Genomic DNA, 18,571 nt, shown 5'->3' with positions numbered 1-18,571 from the left:
TTAATGCCTGCATGTAGATACCCTTATGTTTTTGGTAGAGGCCTTAAGTGGGCATGGCCCCCATCAACACCAATGATTTGCCCTGTAATCCAGCGCGCGGCATCGCTCAGTAAAAATGCAATCAAAGCAGCGCTGTCTTCACCTTCGCCGACGATTCCCATCGGGTTCATTTTGGCATTGCGTTCCAGCGCTTCAGGGGTACCAGTTAGCCGTTCTGATATAGCAGAGCGGGTTAGGCCGGGCATCACCGCATTCACGCGGATGCCTTTATCGGCATAGGTGGCAGCAGTCGATTGCGCCAAGCTGGCAACGGCCGCTTTGGCGCTAGCAATCGCTTCGTGATTGGGAAATCCGGCACTGGCGACCAGTGATCCAACCAAGACCACTGAGGCAGTGCTTTTGTTTTTGAGTTGCAAGGCGACAAAGGCTTTCAGCGCATAAAAAGCCGAAAAGTAGTTTTGCGCAAAGAGCGCGTGGCAATCACTGGCGCTAGTCAGATGAAGCGGGCGAATCAGTGTCGAGCCTACGCAATGAGCAAATCCATTGGGGATGAAATTGAGCTGCTGCGCGGTTTGCAAAATGACGTCAGCAGCGCTATCGGTGCTTAGATCACCTGGAATCACCAAAGATTCTGCCGGTAGTTGCTTGGATAAAGCTAGCAATTTGTCTTCATGACGGCCGCTTAAAACGAGGCGATGACCCTGCTCGGAAAGGGAATGCGCTAGAGCCGATCCTATCGCGCCAGCGGCACCTGTGATCCAAATAGTCTTTGACATAATGCCGCTCCATTACTTGCTAGGAATAATTGCTACCAATAAGTAGCAATATATACCTTTGAGTATGTTTAGCCAATGCGTAAGTCGAAAAATACTTTAGTTATTTGTGGTGTGCTGATGGGCTGGCAAACTGAAGTAAAGAATTTCACAAGCTCACATCTATCTGCGAGTGGGGCGCTTGGCTCGAAGTGCCGCGGCGACGCCTTCTTTGGCCCAGTCGAGAAGCTCAGCTTGAGATTCGAGCGCTGATTCGGGGAGCGGGTAATAACTCATGGTTTGTGAGCGACCATCTTTCATCGCAAAGCAAAATGGCGCGAGGTGCTCGGCGATAAAGCGGGGTCGATTAACGTCGTCTACTTTGAAATAAACCATATCCTCAGCGACGAGTGCGAAAAACAGCTCGTCGCAGTACAAGCCAAAGCCACCAAACATGGCTTTGGCGCGTAGCTTGCCGAGTGGTGCTAGCTCGTCAAGCAGATAGTCGACGTATTCGCTGCGCCTAGCCATGGCAACTTGTTCGAGTTTTTTGTACCAAGTGATAAATAATCACGCCGGCAGCCAAGGTGGACAACACATGTTTGAGAGTGTGGCCACTCATAAAGCCTAACAAGGCATAAATTTGATAGTCAGCCAGCTCAGCTATTTTTGCCAGTACATACAAGGCGATTGCGGTAGCAAAGGCGAACCGTTCCGCTTTCGGCGCGTGCCATTGCCAGATTGGAATCAGCACCAGTGGCAGAATTTGCAAACCAAGATATAGACGTAAATCGCCTGAGTAATACCAATAAACAACGCCACCAATGGCAAAAATGCTGAGCGCGATAACCAAAGGCCATTGATTTTTTTGTGGTGAAAAGTTTTGCCACACCCCTGCCAATAAACCCGCGCAGGCGAGTGAAATTGGCATACGATCCCACACGAGACGTTCGTCATTGGGCATCCAGTGGTAGTAGCCTGAGCCCATCGCGGTGAGGAAAATCGCAATCACAAATAATGTAAAACCGAGATTGAGTTGTTGGCGTCTCGGCCATAAATATAATAAACCCCAGAGCGCAACGAGTGCAAAGCCGGCATTGGATAGCACATCACCGCAATTGACAATCCCAAAGCGCATCACTTTGTCGGCAAAGGAATGGTAGCCTTCAAGCTGAGCAATCGGGCCGTGCACGGCCATACCGATGGTAATGAGTAACAAGATCAAGAGTGTAACTAATTTCTGCATACAGTGTTTCCCGCGACTCAGATGGTTTTGCGCAGATTAGCATAATTTGCATAAATCAAACTTTCAATGTTTGCTTGTGCTAGGTATTCATTTCTGTGCCAATTTAATCAATGTCTTGATGGATATACTATCCAATTACTTCTCAGTCTTTACTAGTTTGAGCTGAGCTGGAATATTGAGTAGCTGGTCAACCGTCGTAAAACGATAGCCTTGCTTTTTTAATTCAGGAATCAACTGCGCCACGGCCATGATGGTCGGTTTACGGCCACGGCCGCCAGAATCGTGCATTAAGACAATCGCTTCTGGGTGGATATAGTCTTGAACAACGTTAACAATCTTGCTCGCCGCAATCTCATCGAAACCATTTTTGTGCGTGTGATACCAATCAGCAGTATCGACCGACCATAAAATCGCATACATCTTTTTTTGCTGCAAAAACTGAATTTGGCTGCCGCTGATAAACCCATACGGCGGGCGCATCATACTGGGCTGAAAGCCCAATATATTTTGATAAACATTCTGTGTTTTCTCGATTTGTTGCTTCCACCATTGATTTTCGCCCTCTAATGGAATCAATCGTGGATGGTTGTAACTATGATTGGCGAGTGTGTGACCCTCTTCGTAGGCACGCCGAGCCAATTCTGGGAATTTCTCGATTTGACTCCCTTGCCAAAAAAAAGTCGCTTTAACGTTTTCTTTTTTGAGTAAGTCGAGTAAAGCGGCGGTATCCGCACTGGGGCCATCATCAAAAGTAAATGCGATTTCTTTTCGCTCGCCCGGCCCTTCTAAAAAAAAGCTCTGCGGAAAGTCGCTAGCCTGCTGCGCCAGTTTGGCTGGCGGCACTTGATCCCAACCTTCAACAAAAGGCGTTCTTAAACGGGGTGGGCTTTGTGCAATGGCTTGCGTAGTCATCCAAACCAGACCTGCAATGATGATAGAGGTTTTCATTAGCATTGAATTAAATCCATATGTGATAGGAATAACTACGTTTGGCTTGCCAACTGCATGGCTCAATTTATTTTAACTGCGTAGCGAATTTCTATAGCAAATTGTGCTGCGATCATTTGAAGTTAGCTTCTTAGAGGTTTATACGATGGATGAGGTCCAATAATGCACAAAACCTTAACTAACTTGGGAGCCTCAATTCAGCAGGCATCTCGAAGATGCAGATCTTTCTGCCAGAGTAGCACGGTCGCACACATTGAAGGCTCCGATGGTTATGCCGCTGCCTTGATAAATGTATTTGCCGAAATGTTCCTCGAATCGGAATAAAAAGGCGTTTAATTTTGCCTTCTGGCTTTATCTCCTTGGAGCAAGGCAAAATGCTGTTTATGCTTAATCTTTAAGTATTGAATTGAATTTAGAGATGAATGCCGTCAAGTCTGCTATTCACTGTTCGGAATTGGCTGAAATTGAGCGACTCATTTTTACTGAGCCAGTGCTGGCGAAGCAAAAATGTGCGCTGCTGCTGGCGCGGGCACGTAAAAACTTTGACGCATCAACTTTTATCTCTGCCTCCTTACAATTTTCATTAATCGAAGATCAATTGGGTGATTTGCCGCAAGCCATTGTTGTTCTTTCGGAGGCTTTGGTTTTTGCCGAGGAATTTAAACAAGCCCAACAAACTCCCCAGTTACTTGAACAAATTGGCCGTTGTTACTACTCGCAAGCCAATTACCCACAAGCTTTGGACTACTGGCATCAGTGTGCCTTGCTGTGTGGTAACCAATTGAATTTTCTTGAAACACGTGCTTTAGCTTTAATGGGCTTGGGTCAAATTTGTGACGTAAGTGGCGAACACACGCAGGCAATCCAGTTGCATCAGATTGCGCATTCGCTATTACTGACAATTAATAATCAATTCTTGCTCACGATGGCCAAAATAAACTGGGCCGTGAATTTACAAAAAATTGGCTTGTCTGAAGAGTCTCGTGAGATTTTGCAAGAATCACTTCGTTTGAGTTTGGCGCATGATCTACCGCACCATGCTGCAGAATGCCAATTTCGCCTCGCTGAAATTGCGATGAGTTTGAATGAAATGACCGTGGCTGAGCAGCTGATCGAGGAAGGGGTGATGATGGTAACGACGACGCCATACCATTGGTGTGAGGTGAATTTACTCGCACTTTGGGCTGAGTTAAGTTTTCAATTAGGGCGTTGCGAGCAGGCACTTGATATTGTCAAACGGGGTTTAAGTATTGCAGAGGAAGATGGTTTACGACATTTGGTGTTTCGTTTGAGTCAACAGGCGGCGCAATATGCTCGGCTCCAAGGGCTTGATGAGGTCGCGGATGAGTATCAACGTAAGATTGATTTTTTAAGCGTGCACTTGCATACGGAAATAACACAACCGAGTGGTCTCAATTTGAATATGTTACGTGATTTAATTGCCTAGACTTGCTATTATCTTACGCTGTCTGGCTGGGCTGCTTAACTGTGTAATAAAAAGTTAAGCTCTTCAATTGTAGACACCTAGCTCGCAACATCGATTTGAATGGATAACCGCAGAGATGCCACTAAGCAGGCAAGAGTACCGGCAGCATTTATTGGTACAGAATAAAACCGAGATGTTCACATCGCCGGTCAGATCACGTACTCAATGTTTAGCTTTGCTCGATGACGCACGTCGCGCATTCGATATTAGCGCCTTTATTGATGGCGCCTTGCAGCTTTCTCAGATTGAAGACCAGCTCGGAGATTTAACTAATGCCATTAGTCATCTTTCAGAAGCCTTGGTTTTTGCCGAAGAATTCAAACAAACTCAGCGTATCCCCGAAATCCTAGAGCAGATTGGGCGCTGTTATTACACGCAAGCCTGTTATCCGCAGGCACTTGAGCATTGGCAGCAATGTGTTGAGTTGTGTCAAAACCAACCCGAACTACTCAAAACGCGTAGTTTAGCCTTAATGGGCTTGGGGCAGATATGTGATGCGGGTGGGGATAATCACTTAGCGGTGCAAATGCATGCGGCGGCACATAATCTTCTGATCGATTTTGGCGATGTATTCTTATTGGTGAAAGCCAAAATCAATTGGGCGGTGAATCTGCAAAAGGTGGCTGACTCGATTGCCGCGAAAGCCTTGCTGCGTGACGCATTGACCTTGTGTTTGCAGCACCATCTTCCCCACTACGCCGCCACCTGTTCCTATCGCTTGGCTGAAATTGAATTAGCTGATGGTCATCTGATGGCTGCAGAATGTCTGATTGAAGACGGTTTATTGATCGTTGCGAGCACACCGTATCATTGGGCCGAAGTTAATTTATTGGGGGTGTGGGCCAAGTTAATTGCAATCGACCCTTCGCAGTGTGTGCGTGCGCTCGATGTCGTGGAGCGTGCTCTAACGATTGCGCATCAAGATGGCTTTCGTCATTTAGAGCTTCGCATGTCAGAGCAGGCCGAGCACTATGCGCGAGTTTCTGGGCGCATCGAACTCGCCGATGAATATGCGCGTAAAGCCAATTTTATTCAATTAGATTTAAATTCGGCGATGAATCCGCAGATGATGCCGAATGTGGCAGGGCTGAGTGCGTTGCTGTTGTGACGAGTATGTCTTTCAAGGCTTTAAATTGTATTGCCTACGTAGCAATACATAAAAACCCGCTTCGCAGCGGGTTTTTCATTGGATTAATATATCGGTGATTACTTGAGGCGAAATTCAGCGGCATTCGCATGTGCCGTGAGGCCTTCACCATGCGCCAACACACTGGCAATTTTGCCTAATTTTTGCGCGCCAGCTTGTGAAACTTTGATCAAACTCGAGCGTTTTTGGAAGTCATACACACCGAGCGGGCTGGAGAACCGTGCGCTGCGTGCGGTTGGCAACACGTGGTTTGGGCCAGCGCAGTAATCACCCAAACTTTCCGATGTAAATTGCCCCATAAAAATCGCACCGGCATGACGAATCAGCGGCAATAACGCATCAGGATCGCTAACCGACAATTCCATGTGCTCAGGTGCGATGTAATTAGCGATTTCACACGCCTCGGCCAAGTCTTTTACCAGAATCAAGGCGCCACGATTAGCAAGCGATGCGCTGATAATGTCTTTGCGCGGTTGGGTAGGCAGCAGTTTTTCGATGCTGGCTTCGACTTCAGCCAAATAGGCAGCATCCGTACAGAGCAAAATCGATTGCGCAATTTCATCGTGTTCAGCTTGGCTAAATAAATCCATCGCCACCCAGTCAGCCGGTGTCGTGCCATCTGCAACGACCAGAATTTCCGATGGGCCAGCGACCATATCAATGCCAACGATGCCAAATACCGCGCGTTTTGCCGCGGCAACATAGGCATTGCCAGGTCCAGTGATTTTATCGACTTGCGGAATCGTTGCAGTACCAAATGCCAATGCACCGACGGCTTGCGCGCCGCCGATGGTGAATGCGCGGCTGACACCTGCCACGTAGGCAGCACCGAGCACCATATCGTTGCGTTCGCCACGCGGTGTAGGTACGACCATGATGATTTCTTTGACTCCCGCTACGTGCGCTGGAATCGCATTCATCAGTACTGAAGAAGGATAAGTGGCTTTGCCGCCCGGCACATAAATCCCAACGCGATCGAGCGCGGTGACTTGTTGGCCGAGCATCGTGCCGTCTTCGTCTTCGTACGTCCACGATTGCATTACTTGTTTTTCATGGAAGCTACGCACGCGGGCGGCTGCGGCTTGCAGTGCGGCTGCTTGTTCGGCTGGCAAGCGCTCGAAGGCGGCTTTGAGTTCGTCTTGGGTCAGCTCAAGATCAGCCATGTTTTGCGCGGATGTGCCGTCAAACTGATTCGTGTATTCAATCACCGCCGCATCGCCACGTGCTTTCACGTCGGCCAAAATGGCAGCAACGCGCACGTCAACTTGTGGATCTTGCGAGGTTTCAAACGCCAGCAATGCGGTGAGTTCAGATTGAAAATTGTTCGAAGAGGAATCAAGACGGCGAATCATGGCGTAGACCCAAAGCAATAAGAATTGCATTGATTATACCCTGACTTACGACTGTATTTGCGCGGCAAATCGCCTGTAGCAGAACGCTATGTGGCTGATACTAAGAAGGTGTTTTTTTACTACGCTAGAGTGTTCCAAATTAATAAAACGAATCTGTTTTTCTCTAGTGAATGAAAACTATAAATACTCTGGGTATATGCTCACGGCCTAATTTTATTAAATACCGTGAGCATATACATGCTATATCAATGTGGGTTCGAAACAGAGTGAAGTAGCTTGTCGGTATAAGCTAAGGCCGCAGCGGAGATCAGGAAGGTCACGTGGATAATCACTTGCCATTTCATGGTGGCTTCTGGAATCTGTGCTGCATTAATGAATGTTTGTAATAAATGAATCGAGGAAATACTAATAATCGCCATCGACAGTTTGACTTTAAGTACGGTCGCATTCACATGATCAAGCCATTCGGGTTGATCGGGATCGTCATCGATATTGAGGCGAGAAACAAAGGTCTCGTAGCCGCCCATCGTCACCATCAACAGTAAATTGGCAATCATCACTACATCAATCAAGCCGAGAACGGCCAGCATGACATCAGTTTCTGACATCGTGGTGAGGTTGCTCAGCATCCGTACGAGGCCAGCCAAGAATTTGTAGGCATAGACGCCTTGAACAATGATCAAGCCTAAGTAAATGGGTAATTGTAGCCAGCGACTGCCGAATATGATTTTCGCCAGCAGATTTGATTTTGGTTTTGAGCGAGACGTGACAGACATTGGGGCTCCTTGTGGCGTGAAGCAGTTTAGGTTTTATTTGGGAAAATTACGCGGCTAAAAACCAGCGTAATAAAAATCCCAAAATGAGTTGAGCCGATCAGCGACTCGGCAATAAACAGCAATTTACCATCGGCATTGCAGGGCAAAAAGTCTCCAAAGCCTACGGTTGCAAAGATGGTGGCTGAAAAATACAGGGAATCTAAGAAATTAGTGTTATTGCTGCAGCCATCACTGGTGCCGTACACGTCAAACATTTGCCAACCGGCAGCAAAAGTAAGAATCAGTAGCATATTGCTCAATAAAAACAGCCACACGGCTTGTGCCGGATGCAGGCCTTCTTGCATCCGTTGCCCATAAGCAATGCTGAAAATAAACGCCAAATAATTAAGATAGGTGGCGGCAATAAACCAATACATCGTCTCTGAGCCATGATCGAGTATTTCAAACCGTATTAGCAACGGCCACAAGAACATGAACAGCAAGGTATAGAGGGGAACATGCCGCCAGCGAATATCTTTAAGCGACATTACGCTTGGCGATTGGCAACAGTCGCGCTGAATGCATCAATCATCGGTTGTAAACGCTCGTGCTTGAGTTTGAGCGCGGATTGATTAATCACTAAGCGGCTAGAAATATCACGGATATGTTCAACTGCGACCAGATTATTGGCTTTGAGCGTGCCGCCAGTAGAAACCAAGTCAACAATCGCATCGGCTAGGCCCACCAATGGTGCGAGTTCCATCGAGCCATATAGCTTGATCAAATCAACATACACGCCTTTGCTGGCAAAATGCTCTTTGGCTTGTTCGGTGTATTTGGTGGCGATGCGTAGACGAGCGCCTTGTTTGACTGCGCCTTCGTAATCAAAGCCATTTTGTACCGCGACCATCAAACTGCATTTAGCGATTTCAAGATCCAGTGGTTGATACAGACCTTGGCCGCCGTGCTCGATCAATACGTCTTTGCCAGCAACGCCTAAATCAGCTGCGCCGTATTGCACATAGGTCGGTACGTCTGACGCGCGCACAATAATCAGTTGAACATCGGGTTGATTGGTGCCAATGATCAGTTTGCGTGTGCTCTCTGGCGCTTCGCTCGGCACGATGCCAGCTGCAGCTAACAGTGGCAGCGTTTCTTCGAAAATCCGGCCTTTGGATAAAGCAATGGTAATCATGTTGTTTCCAGTAATGCACGCCAATGGCGTGCCACAGCTTATTTAAATAATTTAATACTTGCCGGATACTTCGACTGCCAGCCATTCATCGCTTTGGCGGCTTCCCAAACGGCAAACAGCGCGGCACCAATCGCCATCCACCAAACAAATAAGGCGGTGTTAAAGAAGATCCCCGCGAGCAAAGATAATGCGTAAAAGCAGCCCATCAGCATTTGAAAGTTCGCAGCTTGTATAGCGTGTTGCTCAACAAATTCGGAGTGTACACGGGCAAATTGCAGGCCTAAAAATGGAATGATCAGCGCTAAAATCGGCATTGGAATCAAGGGCAGCCAGCAAAGCCCCGCCAGATGAATCACCACGGCAGCGGCTTTTTCTCCTTGGCTAGGGGGCTTGAGTTTGCCATCACTGTCTTCACCGGCGGGCTTTGGATTAATCGTTAACATTAGTGAAAACGCTCAATACTCGCGCCAATACCGGCCAGTTTGGTTTCGATGTGCTCGTAACCGCGATCCAAATGGTAAATCCGATCGACAATCGTTTCGCCTTCGGCGATCAAGCCGGCAATCACCAAGCTGGCTGACGCGCGCAAATCGGTTGCCATCACGGTCGCACCAGACAATTTGTCCACGCCTGTGATAATCGCCGTATTGCCTTCGGTATTGATTTTTGCCCCCATGCGAATCAGTTCTGGCGCATGCATAAAGCGATTTTCAAAAATGGTTTCAGTCACGACGCCGGTGCCTTCCGCGATACAGTTCAGCATCATAAATTGCGCCTGCATATCGGTTGGGAAAGCAGGGTAAGGCAAGGTGCGTAGGTTTACCGCTTTAGCGCGGCGTTTCATATCGAGGGAAATCCACGTGTCGCCCGCTTCGATATAGGCACCGGCTTCGCGCAATTTATCCAATACGGCATCTAGAATATCGGCGCGGGTATTTTTGAGTAAAACTTTACCTTGTGCCGCCGCTGCAGCCACGAGGAAAGTGCCCGTTTCGATACGGTCGGCGATAATCGCGTGTTCCGCGCCATGCAGGCTGGCAACGCCTTCAATCGTGATGCGATCGGTGCCATGACCGCTGATTTTGGCGCCCATTTTGATCAAGCATTCGGCCAAATCCACCACTTCAGGCTCACGCGCTGCATTTTCAATGGTGGTGATGCCATCGGCCAAGGTGGCGGCCATCAATAAATTCTCTGTACCCGTTACGGTAACCATATCGCAGACGATGCGCGCGCCTTTGAGACGGCCTTTGGCTTTCACGTAACCATGCTCGATGATGATTTCAGCTCCCATCGCTTCAAGGCCCTTGATGTGCTGATCCACTGGACGAGCACCAATCGCGCAGCCGCCTGGCAGTGAAACTTGGGCTTCACCAAAGCGCGCCAAGGTTGGGCCGAGTACCAAAATCGAAGCGCGCATGGTTTTCACTAATTCGTACGGCGCAGTCAGGCTAGTGAGGTCGGCAGCGGTCAATTCATATTCGTGGACATTATCAGTCATCACGCGCACGCCCATGCCTTGCAGCAATTTTTGCGTGGTTTTCACGTCGGCCAATTGCGGCACATTGGTGAGGCGGAGAGTCTCTGCGGTCAGCAGAGACGCACATAAAATCGGCAAGGCCGCATTTTTAGCGCCAGAAATCGTGATTTCGCCAGAGAGCGGATGGCCGCCAATAATTCTAAGTTTATCCATTTTTTTACCTTTACTGATCTGTAGGGGCGGGTTTGACTGCGCCTACAGCTCTAAATTATTTGAAGTAAGTCCACCAAACGACCGCGACGATACCGATCAGCCATGGAATATTCGTGAGCGCGGCGATGTGGCCAACACTGCGATCTTGCGGCTTGCGGGCGTCAATTTTCGCCTGCTCGATAATCGCTTTTTGATCATCGATGGCCGACAGATCGAAACGCTTATCTGGTTTGCTCATTGACGTTGCGCGAATTCTGCGGGGGTTACTGTGGCGCGCATCGAAATGGCGTGTAATTCACCTGAGTCGATATACGACTTTAAGCCGTCATTGATGAGGCGATGGCGTGCCAATAAACCCATGCCGGCAAATTGCTCGGAAACAATCGTGGCATAAAAATGATGGCCATCGCCTTCTACGTCGAGATGTTCGCACGGTAAAATTTGCGCGATGAGGGCTTGTACTTGTTCTGGCGTCATGATGTCTTCTAAGTTGCGGGTTTGCGCACTAAAAAATCGTCCACAAAATACCAGAGAAACAAGCGCACTAATTGGTTTTCAATGGGTATCTTGTCATAGGCTATGCTTAATAAGGCGCACATTTAAATACCTACGAATTTACGTCGGGCAAATTGCTTGACGTGGACAAAGCTGGTGTTACGTATGCCGTTAACGGCGAATTTTGTAGCCAGATTTTATCAAACTGAGCGCGAATGCGGCGAGAATAAGTAAACTAAATCCGACAACAGTCAAAGAAAGCCAAGGGTTGACATCGCTTTGGCCAAAAAATCCGTAGCGAAACCCATCAATCATATAAAAAACAGGATTGAAGTGAGACACGTTTTGCCAGAAAACCGGTAGGCTGTGGATGGAGTAAAACACGCCAGAAAGAAAAGTCAGCGGCATGATCAGGAAGTTTTGAAAGGCGGCTAATTGATCGTATTTCTCAGCCCAAATACCTGCAATCATCCCTAAAATCGCCATTAATCCGCAGCCGATAAAAGCGAACACAAAAATCCATAGTGGGTATTGTGGCGTAGGCATTGGGAATAATAAAGAAGTAAGCAATACCCCCGAGCCAACAACAAGGCCGCGCACAATGGCCGCCAAGGTATAAGCGGCGAAGAATTCGAAATGTGACAGCGGCGGCAGCAAGATAAAAACGATACTGCCGGTCACTTTGGATTGAATAATACTGGAGCTGGTATTGGCAAATGCATTTTGCAACATGCTCATCATCATCAAGCCGGGAATCAGAAACGCGGTATAACTCACGCCAGGAAAGGGTTGTACGTGTGCTGCTAGTACGTGCGCAAAAATCAATAGATACATCAGCGCGGTCAGCACGGGCGCGGCAACCGTTTGAAAACCTACTTTCCAAAAGCGTAGGATTTCTTTGTAAAACAGAGTGTAAAAGCCAGTCATAGCAGATTGCGCCTAGCGGAAAAAGCAGTAATAAAAGAGTCGTGGAAGGGAATTAGGCACTCATCATTTGCACGAAAATGTCTTCTAAATCCGGTTGTGAGATCGAAACGTCTTTCAGTGCAACGCCTGCGGAACGAACTTCGTTCAATATCATTTCAAGCTGAGTGCAATCGCTGAGTTTTAACTCAAATCCGTGTTCGTTTTCACGTACCAAGAGCGGAGTTAGTGTTGCAGGTAGTTGCGCTGGTTTTAATTTAAGTAACACGGTTCGTGCTGCGCCACGCGCCATGATTTGGGCTTTGTCTTCCAGCGCCAACAGCCGCCCTTGTTTGAGCATGGCGATGCGATTGCAGAGTGTTTCTGCTTCTTCAAGGTAATGCGTGGTCAGTACAATCGTATGGCCTTGTTGATTGAGGCTACGAATAAAAGCCCACAAGGTTTGTCGTAACTCGACATCGACGCCAGCAGTCGGTTCATCCAAGACGATAACAGGGGGTTTGTGTACCAAGGCTTGAGCCACCATGACGCGGCGCTTCATACCGCCAGATAATGCCCGCATATTGGCGTCGGCTTTATCGGTGAGGCCGAGGTTTTCAAGAATCTCATCAATCCATGCGTGGTTATTTTTGATGCCGAAATAACCAGACTGAAATTGTAGCGTTTCCCGAACGGTAAAAAAGGGATCGAACACCAACTCTTGCGGCACGATACCAACCGCACGGCGAGCTTGGCGGTAATCTTTTTGCACGTCAAAGCCCATCACTGTGGTGCGCCCGGAGCTGGGCTTACTTAAACCCGCTAAAATCGAAATCAGTGTCGTCTTACCCGCCCCATTAGGGCCCAGCAGCGCAAAAAAGTCACCTTCGGCGACTTCAAATCGAATTTCGTTCAGTGCGGTGAACTGACCAAATTGCTTGCTGATGCCATCAAAAACGATTGCACTCATGGTTGAGCCTCGGCGGGCGCACTGGCCGATAATGCGGTTGTTTGCGCTTGCTCTGTTTCTAGCTCGGCCTCGATATCATCATCACCCATCGGTAGCGGGTAGGGTGGGTTGCCATCGTGGATTTTAAACCAGCGGCGTTGTAAATAACTGTCGCGAATAAATGCGTAAGGGTCATTTTGCTCTTGAATGACGGCATCTAATGGCAGCAATTGTGAGCGAGCATTAGTGATATAGACAGAGTAATAGGCAATTTGGCCGGCTAAGTCATCTATGTAATCAATAGGCCCCCACGCCAAACGGACTATACGATCTGAGCTATCGCGCAGTGTGAGTGGGCCATAGAACGGTACCATTAAAAATGGACCGGATGATACGCCCCACTGTCCTAATGTTTGTCCAAAATCTTGTTCTTGTTTTTCAATCGGAAGATCGCTAGCCCAATCGATCAACCCGCCAGCTCCCAGAGTGGTGTTAACCAAAACACGGCCAAAACTTTTGGAGGCGGGCGTTGCTTTACCCTGCAACATAGCCGCAGGAATTGCGAATAAATCGTCAATATTCTCAAAGAAATTATCGACGCCTTTACGCAGTGGGGGCGGGATAAAGCGCACATAACCTTGGCTAACAGGTCGCAGCACGACATCATCAACGGCTTTGTTGACGGCAAAAATTGGCCGGTTGATGGATTCTAATGGATCGTAATTGTTTTGTGGGGTCGCGCACGCGACTAGCAGCAATAGAGGTAAAACAATTAAACGACGCATGATGGCAACTCGGTGAAAAACGTACAGGACTGAATTATAGAGGAATTTTTTGGGTTAATTCATTTAGGAGGGCGAGTTTAATACGTCGGCTAAACCATAAACCGCGATCAACTGCTGTAGATTGTTGGGCATATTGATGAATGCCAATTGGCAATTGACGGCTTTGGCGCGGCGTTGCCATTCGATTAAAACCGCGACCGCGCTGGAGTCGACGACTTCGAGCGCCGCAAAATTGATCGTTAATGTTTTTCGCCCGAGTACGCTATCGAGCATTGATAGCGCAGCTGGGCTATTGGCGAGGGTGAGTTCACGCGCTAAAACAATTGCACTCATTATTTGCTTTGCCGTGAGCTATTGTTTTTTTCTGCCATATTTTTAATCAAGCCATCAATGCCATCTTTGCGAATGACTGCACCGAATTGATTGCGGTGATTATTAATAAAGCTGATCCCTTCGACGGTGATGTCATAGACCTTCCAATTACTACCGATTTTCTCAAAGCTAAAATCGAGTGGAATCGGCTTTTGATTCGGCAGGGTGACCTCGGTGCGCACGGTTTGTTCATCATCATCGTTGCCAGCGCGGGTGCCTTTAACGTTAATTTGCGCATTTTTATATAAGGTCAGTGCGGATAAGTAAGTCCGTACCATCATGGTACGAAATTCTTTGCTCAGTGCCTCTTGCTGGGCTGGTGTAGCACTTTTCCAGTAGCGACCCACTGCAAGCGAAGTCATCCGTTGGTAGTCCGCCATTGGCGATAGGCGGGCATCAACTAGATCACGCGTTTTTGCTGCGTCCTTTTCATTTTTTTTGATGATCTCTAATACATCTTTGCTAGCCGCACGGGTGATTTGCTCTGGCGTTTCGGTATTGGCAAAAGCAGTACCCGCCATCAGGCTGAGGGTACACATCAATACAATGTGACGAAATTTTTGCAACATAAATTACTTCTCCGAACTATTGGTTTTGTCGGCTTGACTAAATAAAAACCGACTGATGAGTTGTTCTAAAACGATGGCCGATGAAGTAACTTTAAAAGCATCACCTGCCGCAAGATTTTTTTCTTCAGCACCGGGTGTGATGCCGATGTACTGTTCGCCTAAAAGGCCAGAGGTCAAAATTTCGGCCGAGCTGTCTTTGCTAAAATGATAACGGCTATCGAGCGCCATCTCGACGCGGGCGACATAGCGCTCGCTGTCGAGCGTGATACTGGTCACGCGACCAACGACAACGCCAGCACTTTTAATGGGTGAGCGGGTTTTTAAGCCGCCAATATTCTCAAAATTAGCGATCAAGGTATAGCTTGAAGTCGCGGGCAATGAACTGGAGCTACTGACTTGCAGCGCTAAAAACAATAAGGCGACCACCCCTGCTGTAGCAAATAAACCAACCCAAAAATCAATCATTCCTCGTTTCACAATACACCTCGATACTTCAACGCCATGATGAAAAGCAAGCCAATTGCCGAAAGGGACTTTGGTTTTTCTTGCATGATTTATATCCCTGTAAACATAAATGCGGTCAAGATAAAATCGAGCGCTAAAATGACTAAAGAGCTCGTTACGACCGTGCGCGTGGTGGCGCGGGAGATGCCTTCGGCAGTCGGCGGTGCATCATAACCTTCAAAGACGGCAATCAGCGATACAGCAAAACCGAAAAAGAAGCTTTTGATGATGCCATTCATCACATCAAGCCGAAAATCAACCGCACCTTGCATTTGTGACCAAAAACTTCCGTCATCCAGCCCAAGTAATTTCACGCCGATTAAGTAGCCGCCTAAAATCCCCATCGCGCTAAAAATTGCCGCCAGCAGAGGCATTGAAATAACGCCGCCCCAAAAGCGCGGTGCCACTACGCGGGCTATTGGATTTACCGCCATCATTTCCATCGCGGAGAGCTGTTCGGTCACTTTCATTAAGCCAATCTCGGCGGTGATCGCGCTACCTGCACGACTAGCAAATAGCAGTGCTGCGACTACGGGACCAAGTTCTCGCACCAAGGATAGCGCCACTAAGACGCCCAATGAGCTTGATGCGCCAAAGCGTTGTAGTGTGTCGTAGCCTTGCAGGGCAAGTACCATGCCGACAAACAAGCCCGACACCGAAATAATCAGTACCGACAAGACGCCTGCAAACCAAATCTCACGCAAGGTGAGCCGTGGGCGAAGTAGGCTGGAGCCGGAATGGCGCAATATCGCTAATAAAAATCGGCAGGCGAAACCTAGTTTAATTAAGGTATTGGTCAGTGGCGCGCCGAGACGACTAAAGAAATTAAATAGCATCGCATACCCCGATCTCAATTGAGATTGGCGCAATTAAAACGCTTTTGAACCGGGCTATTGTTAGGATGTGCATGTTCATAGCCCCAATTGTGCGGCATAAGGCATTGCCGGCTTATGAAACGGCAGGGGGCCATCGGTGCGAGCGTTGATAAATTGCTGAACATAAGGGTGTTGTGACGCTTTGACTTCATCTGGCGTACCTTGAGCGACAATAACGCCATCGGCAAGAAAGTAGATATAGTCAACGATGGCGAGTGATTCCGCCACATCATGGGTCACAACAATCGATGCGGTGCCGAGCGCATCATTCAGTTCTCGAATGAGTTTGCCCACTGTCGCTAGTGAAATAGGATCTAGCCCTGTAAACGGCTCATCATAAAGCATGACCGTGGGGTCGAGCGCAATGGCTCGTGCTAATGCAACACGGCGTGCCATGCCGCCCGATAGTTCATGCGGCATCTGTGTTGCAGCGCCTCGTAAACCAACCGCTTCAAGCTTCATGAATACCAAATCGCGGATCATTGACTCTGGGAGCTTGGTACGCTCGCGCAGCGGAAAAGCAACGTTGTCGAAGACGGATAAATCCGTAAATAAAGCACCAAACTGAAACAGCATCCCCAGCTTGCGGCGCATCGCATACAGGCCACTTTCATTCAGTGTGCCAATGTTTTCACCGTCGAGCCAGACAGATCCTTGCTGAGCTTGAATTTGCCCGCCGATCAATTTAAGTAGCGTGGTTTTACCTGAGCCAGAGCCGCCCATAATGGCGACCACTTGGCCGCGCGAAATGGAGAGCGAGACATCACGCAAGATAATGTTATCGCCGTAAGCAAAGCTGACATTTTGAAATTCAAGCAGGTTCATGAGTTTTGGGTCAGTGTGTGAAGCCGGATTTTAAGGCTTTAGAGCCAGATGCGCTAGACATATGCCCGCTATTGCGCTGCAGCATAACAGGGCAAAGCTTAAATTAAGCTGAATTAAACCGAGCTGCAGATAAAAATGGCGATGAATGGCGCTTGTGGCGTTAGGAATTTAAAGAGTGTTGTCATTTTTTAACGAGAAAATTGATGACGTATTGCCATCTATGCTTTTTTAAGTATGGCTTTTGTGCTGATACCCGCTGTTATATTGTGCTTGTTGGTTCCTTTCTTCAATCTTTGTTACGCTTTTTGTTGTTGAAAGATATTATGGTTTTGAGAATCAGTACATATTCACAATTTAATTGATTGCACTCATTACACAGCAAGGAGAAAGACTTTTGTACCTCGAATTCTTTGGTCTAAAAAGTCCACCATTTCGATTGACGGCCCACCCTGACTTTTTCTTTAGTGGGGCAGGGCGCGGTGCACTGCTCGATGCCTTGCTGTATGCAGTTACGTCTGGTGAGGGCCTGATCAAGGTGACGGGTGAAGTTGGAGCCGGAAAAACCATGTTGTGCCGCATGCTGTTGGAGCGTTTACCATCGTATGTGGTTGCGATTTTTTTGCCGAATCCAGTATTAAGTGAAGATGAGCTGCTCTTGACCTTGGCGGATGAATTAAAAATTCAATTTCATTCCGATCGTGCTTCGCAAAAGATTCGTTTAATTGAAGAGACCTTGATTGCTAAATATGCGGCGGGTCGACAAGTCGTGCTGATTGTGGATGAAGCTCACGCCATGCCGCAAGGCACACTGGAATTAATTCGGCTGTTATCCAATCTAGATTCTGGGCATCAAAAATTATTACAAATAGTGCTGTTTGGGCAGTTGGAATTGGATGAAATCCTGCAGCAAGATCAATTGCGCGCTTTGCGTGAACGAGTGAGTTATAGCTTGGCGGTGCCGGTACTCAATTCTGCTGAAGTGGCGGATTATTTAGCCTGCCGATTATTTGCCGCAGGGCATCATGGTAATGCGATTTTTACGCCGGTGGCGGTGAAGCATATTGCTGAAGTAGCGCAAGGATTAAGTCGGCGAGTGAATTTGTTGGCGGATAAAGCGATGTTGGCCGCATTCTCTGAACACTCAACACTAGTGACTTTGAAGCACGCCAAACTAGCAGAGCGTGAGTGTGAATATGCAGCCCCCATTTCAATAGAAAGGTATTGGCTCGCGCTCCTGTTGGTACTTACGTTTGCAATTTCAGTTGGCGCTTGGCATTTTCTGTCTAGCAATTCAGCGGCTAGCTCGGAAAAAGTAGCAAACTCAGTTCGAGTTACAGCATTGACATCAACTTCGGCGTCACACGTCCATTCTTCATCGAGTGAGAATGCCATGGGTGAGTTAATTTTACAGTCTAGAGCGCGAATAAAAGCTGCTGAGGCCAGTAGTATTACGGTGCTGGTATCAAAAATCCCGTCCCAAAAAAGTGAACAGCTCAAGTCGCTGATCACAGAAATTAATCAATTAATCGGCCCTGGTCGAGTCATTATTTATCCGACGAAGATTAACGGCGTATCGGCCTGGGGGGTCTTAGCTGGTTTATACCCCGATCGGCAGCGGGCACAAACGGTGAAAAATCGTTTGCAACAGAAGTTACGTGGCACGCAAGTGCAAACCATCGGTGTATTACGTAGTGAGATGTTGCTACCCCGCGACTAGCAA

Annotated in this window: 23 protein-coding genes; 3 read left to right on the top strand and 20 right to left on the bottom strand. The window is 47.9% G+C overall.

Features of this window, described 5'->3' with window-relative positions; genetic code table 11:
* Nucleotides 1-23: 23 nt before the first annotated feature.
* The 4 genes from K4H28_RS12975 to K4H28_RS12960 form a co-directional block, all read right to left on the bottom strand.
* Nucleotides 24-776: an SDR family NAD(P)-dependent oxidoreductase gene (locus K4H28_RS12975; RefSeq protein ID WP_221005574.1), complete on the bottom strand. Its 753-nt coding sequence runs from the start codon at nucleotides 774-776 to the stop codon at nucleotides 24-26.
* 159 nt (nucleotides 777-935) lie between these two features.
* A complete protein-coding gene (locus tag K4H28_RS12970; protein WP_221005573.1) occupies nucleotides 936-1,283 on the bottom strand; it encodes a TfoX/Sxy family protein in 348 nt (115 codons plus the stop codon).
* The gene (locus K4H28_RS12965) at nucleotides 1,276-1,998 is read right to left on the bottom strand and encodes a hypothetical protein (protein WP_221005572.1); all 723 of its coding nucleotides are present in this window, start codon (nucleotides 1,996-1,998) and stop codon (nucleotides 1,276-1,278) included. The genes K4H28_RS12970 and K4H28_RS12965 overlap by 8 nt, the downstream gene beginning before the upstream one ends.
* A 135-nt stretch (nucleotides 1,999-2,133) precedes the next feature.
* Entirely contained in the window at nucleotides 2,134-2,952 is an 819-nt protein-coding gene (locus K4H28_RS12960; protein WP_221005571.1) for a polysaccharide deacetylase family protein, read from the bottom strand.
* Between the two features lie 412 nt (nucleotides 2,953-3,364).
* Here K4H28_RS12960 and K4H28_RS12955 point away from each other — a divergent pair, with 412 nt between their 5' ends.
* Nucleotides 3,365-4,393, top strand: coding sequence for a tetratricopeptide repeat protein (locus K4H28_RS12955; RefSeq protein ID WP_221005570.1), 1,029 nt, complete (start codon nucleotides 3,365-3,367; stop codon nucleotides 4,391-4,393).
* Nucleotides 4,394-4,508: 115 nt separating this feature from the next.
* The gene (locus K4H28_RS12950) at nucleotides 4,509-5,540 is read left to right on the top strand and encodes a hypothetical protein (RefSeq protein ID WP_221005569.1); all 1,032 of its coding nucleotides are present in this window, start codon (nucleotides 4,509-4,511) and stop codon (nucleotides 5,538-5,540) included.
* A gap of 98 nt (nucleotides 5,541-5,638) precedes the next feature.
* Here K4H28_RS12950 and hisD read toward each other — a convergent pair whose 3' ends face one another.
* The 16 genes from hisD to K4H28_RS12870 form a co-directional block, all read right to left on the bottom strand.
* Nucleotides 5,639-6,931, bottom strand: coding sequence for a histidinol dehydrogenase (gene hisD / locus K4H28_RS12945; RefSeq protein ID WP_373312813.1), 1,293 nt, complete (start codon nucleotides 6,929-6,931; stop codon nucleotides 5,639-5,641).
* Nucleotides 6,932-7,176: 245 nt separating this feature from the next.
* Complete coding sequence (locus K4H28_RS12940; protein WP_221005568.1) at nucleotides 7,177-7,707, bottom strand: TIGR00645 family protein; 531 nt, start codon at nucleotides 7,705-7,707, stop codon at nucleotides 7,177-7,179.
* A 26-nt stretch (nucleotides 7,708-7,733) separates the two neighbouring features.
* Nucleotides 7,734-8,234 carry a potassium channel family protein gene (locus K4H28_RS12935; protein ID WP_221005567.1) on the bottom strand — a complete coding sequence of 167 codons (501 nt, stop codon included), beginning with the start codon at nucleotides 8,232-8,234 and terminating at the stop codon, nucleotides 7,734-7,736.
* Nucleotides 8,234-8,881, bottom strand: a complete 648-nt coding sequence (gene hisG, locus K4H28_RS12930; protein WP_221005566.1) for an ATP phosphoribosyltransferase — start codon at nucleotides 8,879-8,881, stop codon at nucleotides 8,234-8,236. Before hisG ends, K4H28_RS12935 begins: the two co-directional genes overlap by 1 nt.
* A 38-nt stretch (nucleotides 8,882-8,919) precedes the next feature.
* The gene (locus K4H28_RS12925; protein WP_221005565.1) at nucleotides 8,920-9,324 is read right to left on the bottom strand and encodes a DUF4870 domain-containing protein; all 405 of its coding nucleotides are present in this window, start codon (nucleotides 9,322-9,324) and stop codon (nucleotides 8,920-8,922) included.
* The gene (gene murA, locus K4H28_RS12920) at nucleotides 9,324-10,574 is read right to left on the bottom strand and encodes a UDP-N-acetylglucosamine 1-carboxyvinyltransferase (protein WP_221005564.1); all 1,251 of its coding nucleotides are present in this window, start codon (nucleotides 10,572-10,574) and stop codon (nucleotides 9,324-9,326) included. Before murA ends, K4H28_RS12925 begins: the two co-directional genes overlap by 1 nt.
* A gap of 55 nt (nucleotides 10,575-10,629) precedes the next feature.
* Complete coding sequence (locus K4H28_RS12915; protein WP_221005563.1) at nucleotides 10,630-10,812, bottom strand: hypothetical protein; 183 nt, start codon at nucleotides 10,810-10,812, stop codon at nucleotides 10,630-10,632.
* Entirely contained in the window at nucleotides 10,809-11,054 is a 246-nt protein-coding gene (locus tag K4H28_RS12910) for a BolA family protein (protein WP_444542514.1), read from the bottom strand. The genes K4H28_RS12915 and K4H28_RS12910 overlap by 4 nt, the downstream gene beginning before the upstream one ends.
* A 186-nt stretch (nucleotides 11,055-11,240) precedes the next feature.
* Nucleotides 11,241-11,996: an ABC transporter permease gene (locus K4H28_RS12905; protein ID WP_221005561.1), complete on the bottom strand. Its 756-nt coding sequence runs from the start codon at nucleotides 11,994-11,996 to the stop codon at nucleotides 11,241-11,243.
* A 52-nt stretch (nucleotides 11,997-12,048) separates the two neighbouring features.
* Nucleotides 12,049-12,942, bottom strand: a complete 894-nt coding sequence (locus K4H28_RS12900; protein WP_221005560.1) for an ABC transporter ATP-binding protein — start codon at nucleotides 12,940-12,942, stop codon at nucleotides 12,049-12,051.
* The gene (locus K4H28_RS12895; protein ID WP_221005559.1) at nucleotides 12,939-13,706 is read right to left on the bottom strand and encodes an MlaA family lipoprotein; all 768 of its coding nucleotides are present in this window, start codon (nucleotides 13,704-13,706) and stop codon (nucleotides 12,939-12,941) included. Before K4H28_RS12895 ends, K4H28_RS12900 begins: the two co-directional genes overlap by 4 nt.
* Nucleotides 13,707-13,769: 63 nt before the next feature.
* On the bottom strand, nucleotides 13,770-14,039 hold the full coding sequence (locus K4H28_RS12890; RefSeq protein WP_221005558.1) for an STAS domain-containing protein: 270 nt from the start codon (nucleotides 14,037-14,039) through the stop codon (nucleotides 13,770-13,772).
* Nucleotides 14,039-14,647, bottom strand: coding sequence for an MlaC/ttg2D family ABC transporter substrate-binding protein (locus K4H28_RS12885; protein ID WP_255573527.1), 609 nt, complete (start codon nucleotides 14,645-14,647; stop codon nucleotides 14,039-14,041). Before K4H28_RS12885 ends, K4H28_RS12890 begins: the two co-directional genes overlap by 1 nt.
* A 3-nt stretch (nucleotides 14,648-14,650) precedes the next feature.
* Entirely contained in the window at nucleotides 14,651-15,124 is a 474-nt protein-coding gene (gene mlaD, locus K4H28_RS12880; protein WP_221005557.1) for an outer membrane lipid asymmetry maintenance protein MlaD, read from the bottom strand.
* 77 nt (nucleotides 15,125-15,201) lie between these two features.
* On the bottom strand, nucleotides 15,202-15,987 hold the full coding sequence (mlaE, locus tag K4H28_RS12875; RefSeq protein WP_221005556.1) for a lipid asymmetry maintenance ABC transporter permease subunit MlaE: 786 nt from the start codon (nucleotides 15,985-15,987) through the stop codon (nucleotides 15,202-15,204).
* Nucleotides 15,988-16,062: 75 nt separating this feature from the next.
* On the bottom strand, nucleotides 16,063-16,851 hold the full coding sequence (locus K4H28_RS12870; RefSeq protein WP_221005555.1) for an ABC transporter ATP-binding protein: 789 nt from the start codon (nucleotides 16,849-16,851) through the stop codon (nucleotides 16,063-16,065).
* A gap of 394 nt (nucleotides 16,852-17,245) precedes the next feature.
* Here K4H28_RS12870 and K4H28_RS12865 point away from each other — a divergent pair, with 394 nt between their 5' ends.
* On the top strand, nucleotides 17,246-18,568 hold the full coding sequence (locus tag K4H28_RS12865; RefSeq protein WP_221005554.1) for an ExeA family protein: 1,323 nt from the start codon (nucleotides 17,246-17,248) through the stop codon (nucleotides 18,566-18,568).
* Nucleotides 18,569-18,571: the final 3 nt, after the last annotated feature.

This window comes from Deefgea tanakiae (assembly GCF_019665765.1).
Lineage (GTDB): Bacteria > Pseudomonadota > Gammaproteobacteria > Burkholderiales > Chitinibacteraceae > Deefgea > Deefgea tanakiae.
The sequence above is the reverse complement of the archived record's forward strand: the minus strand, read 5'-3'. Positions and strand labels throughout refer to the sequence as shown.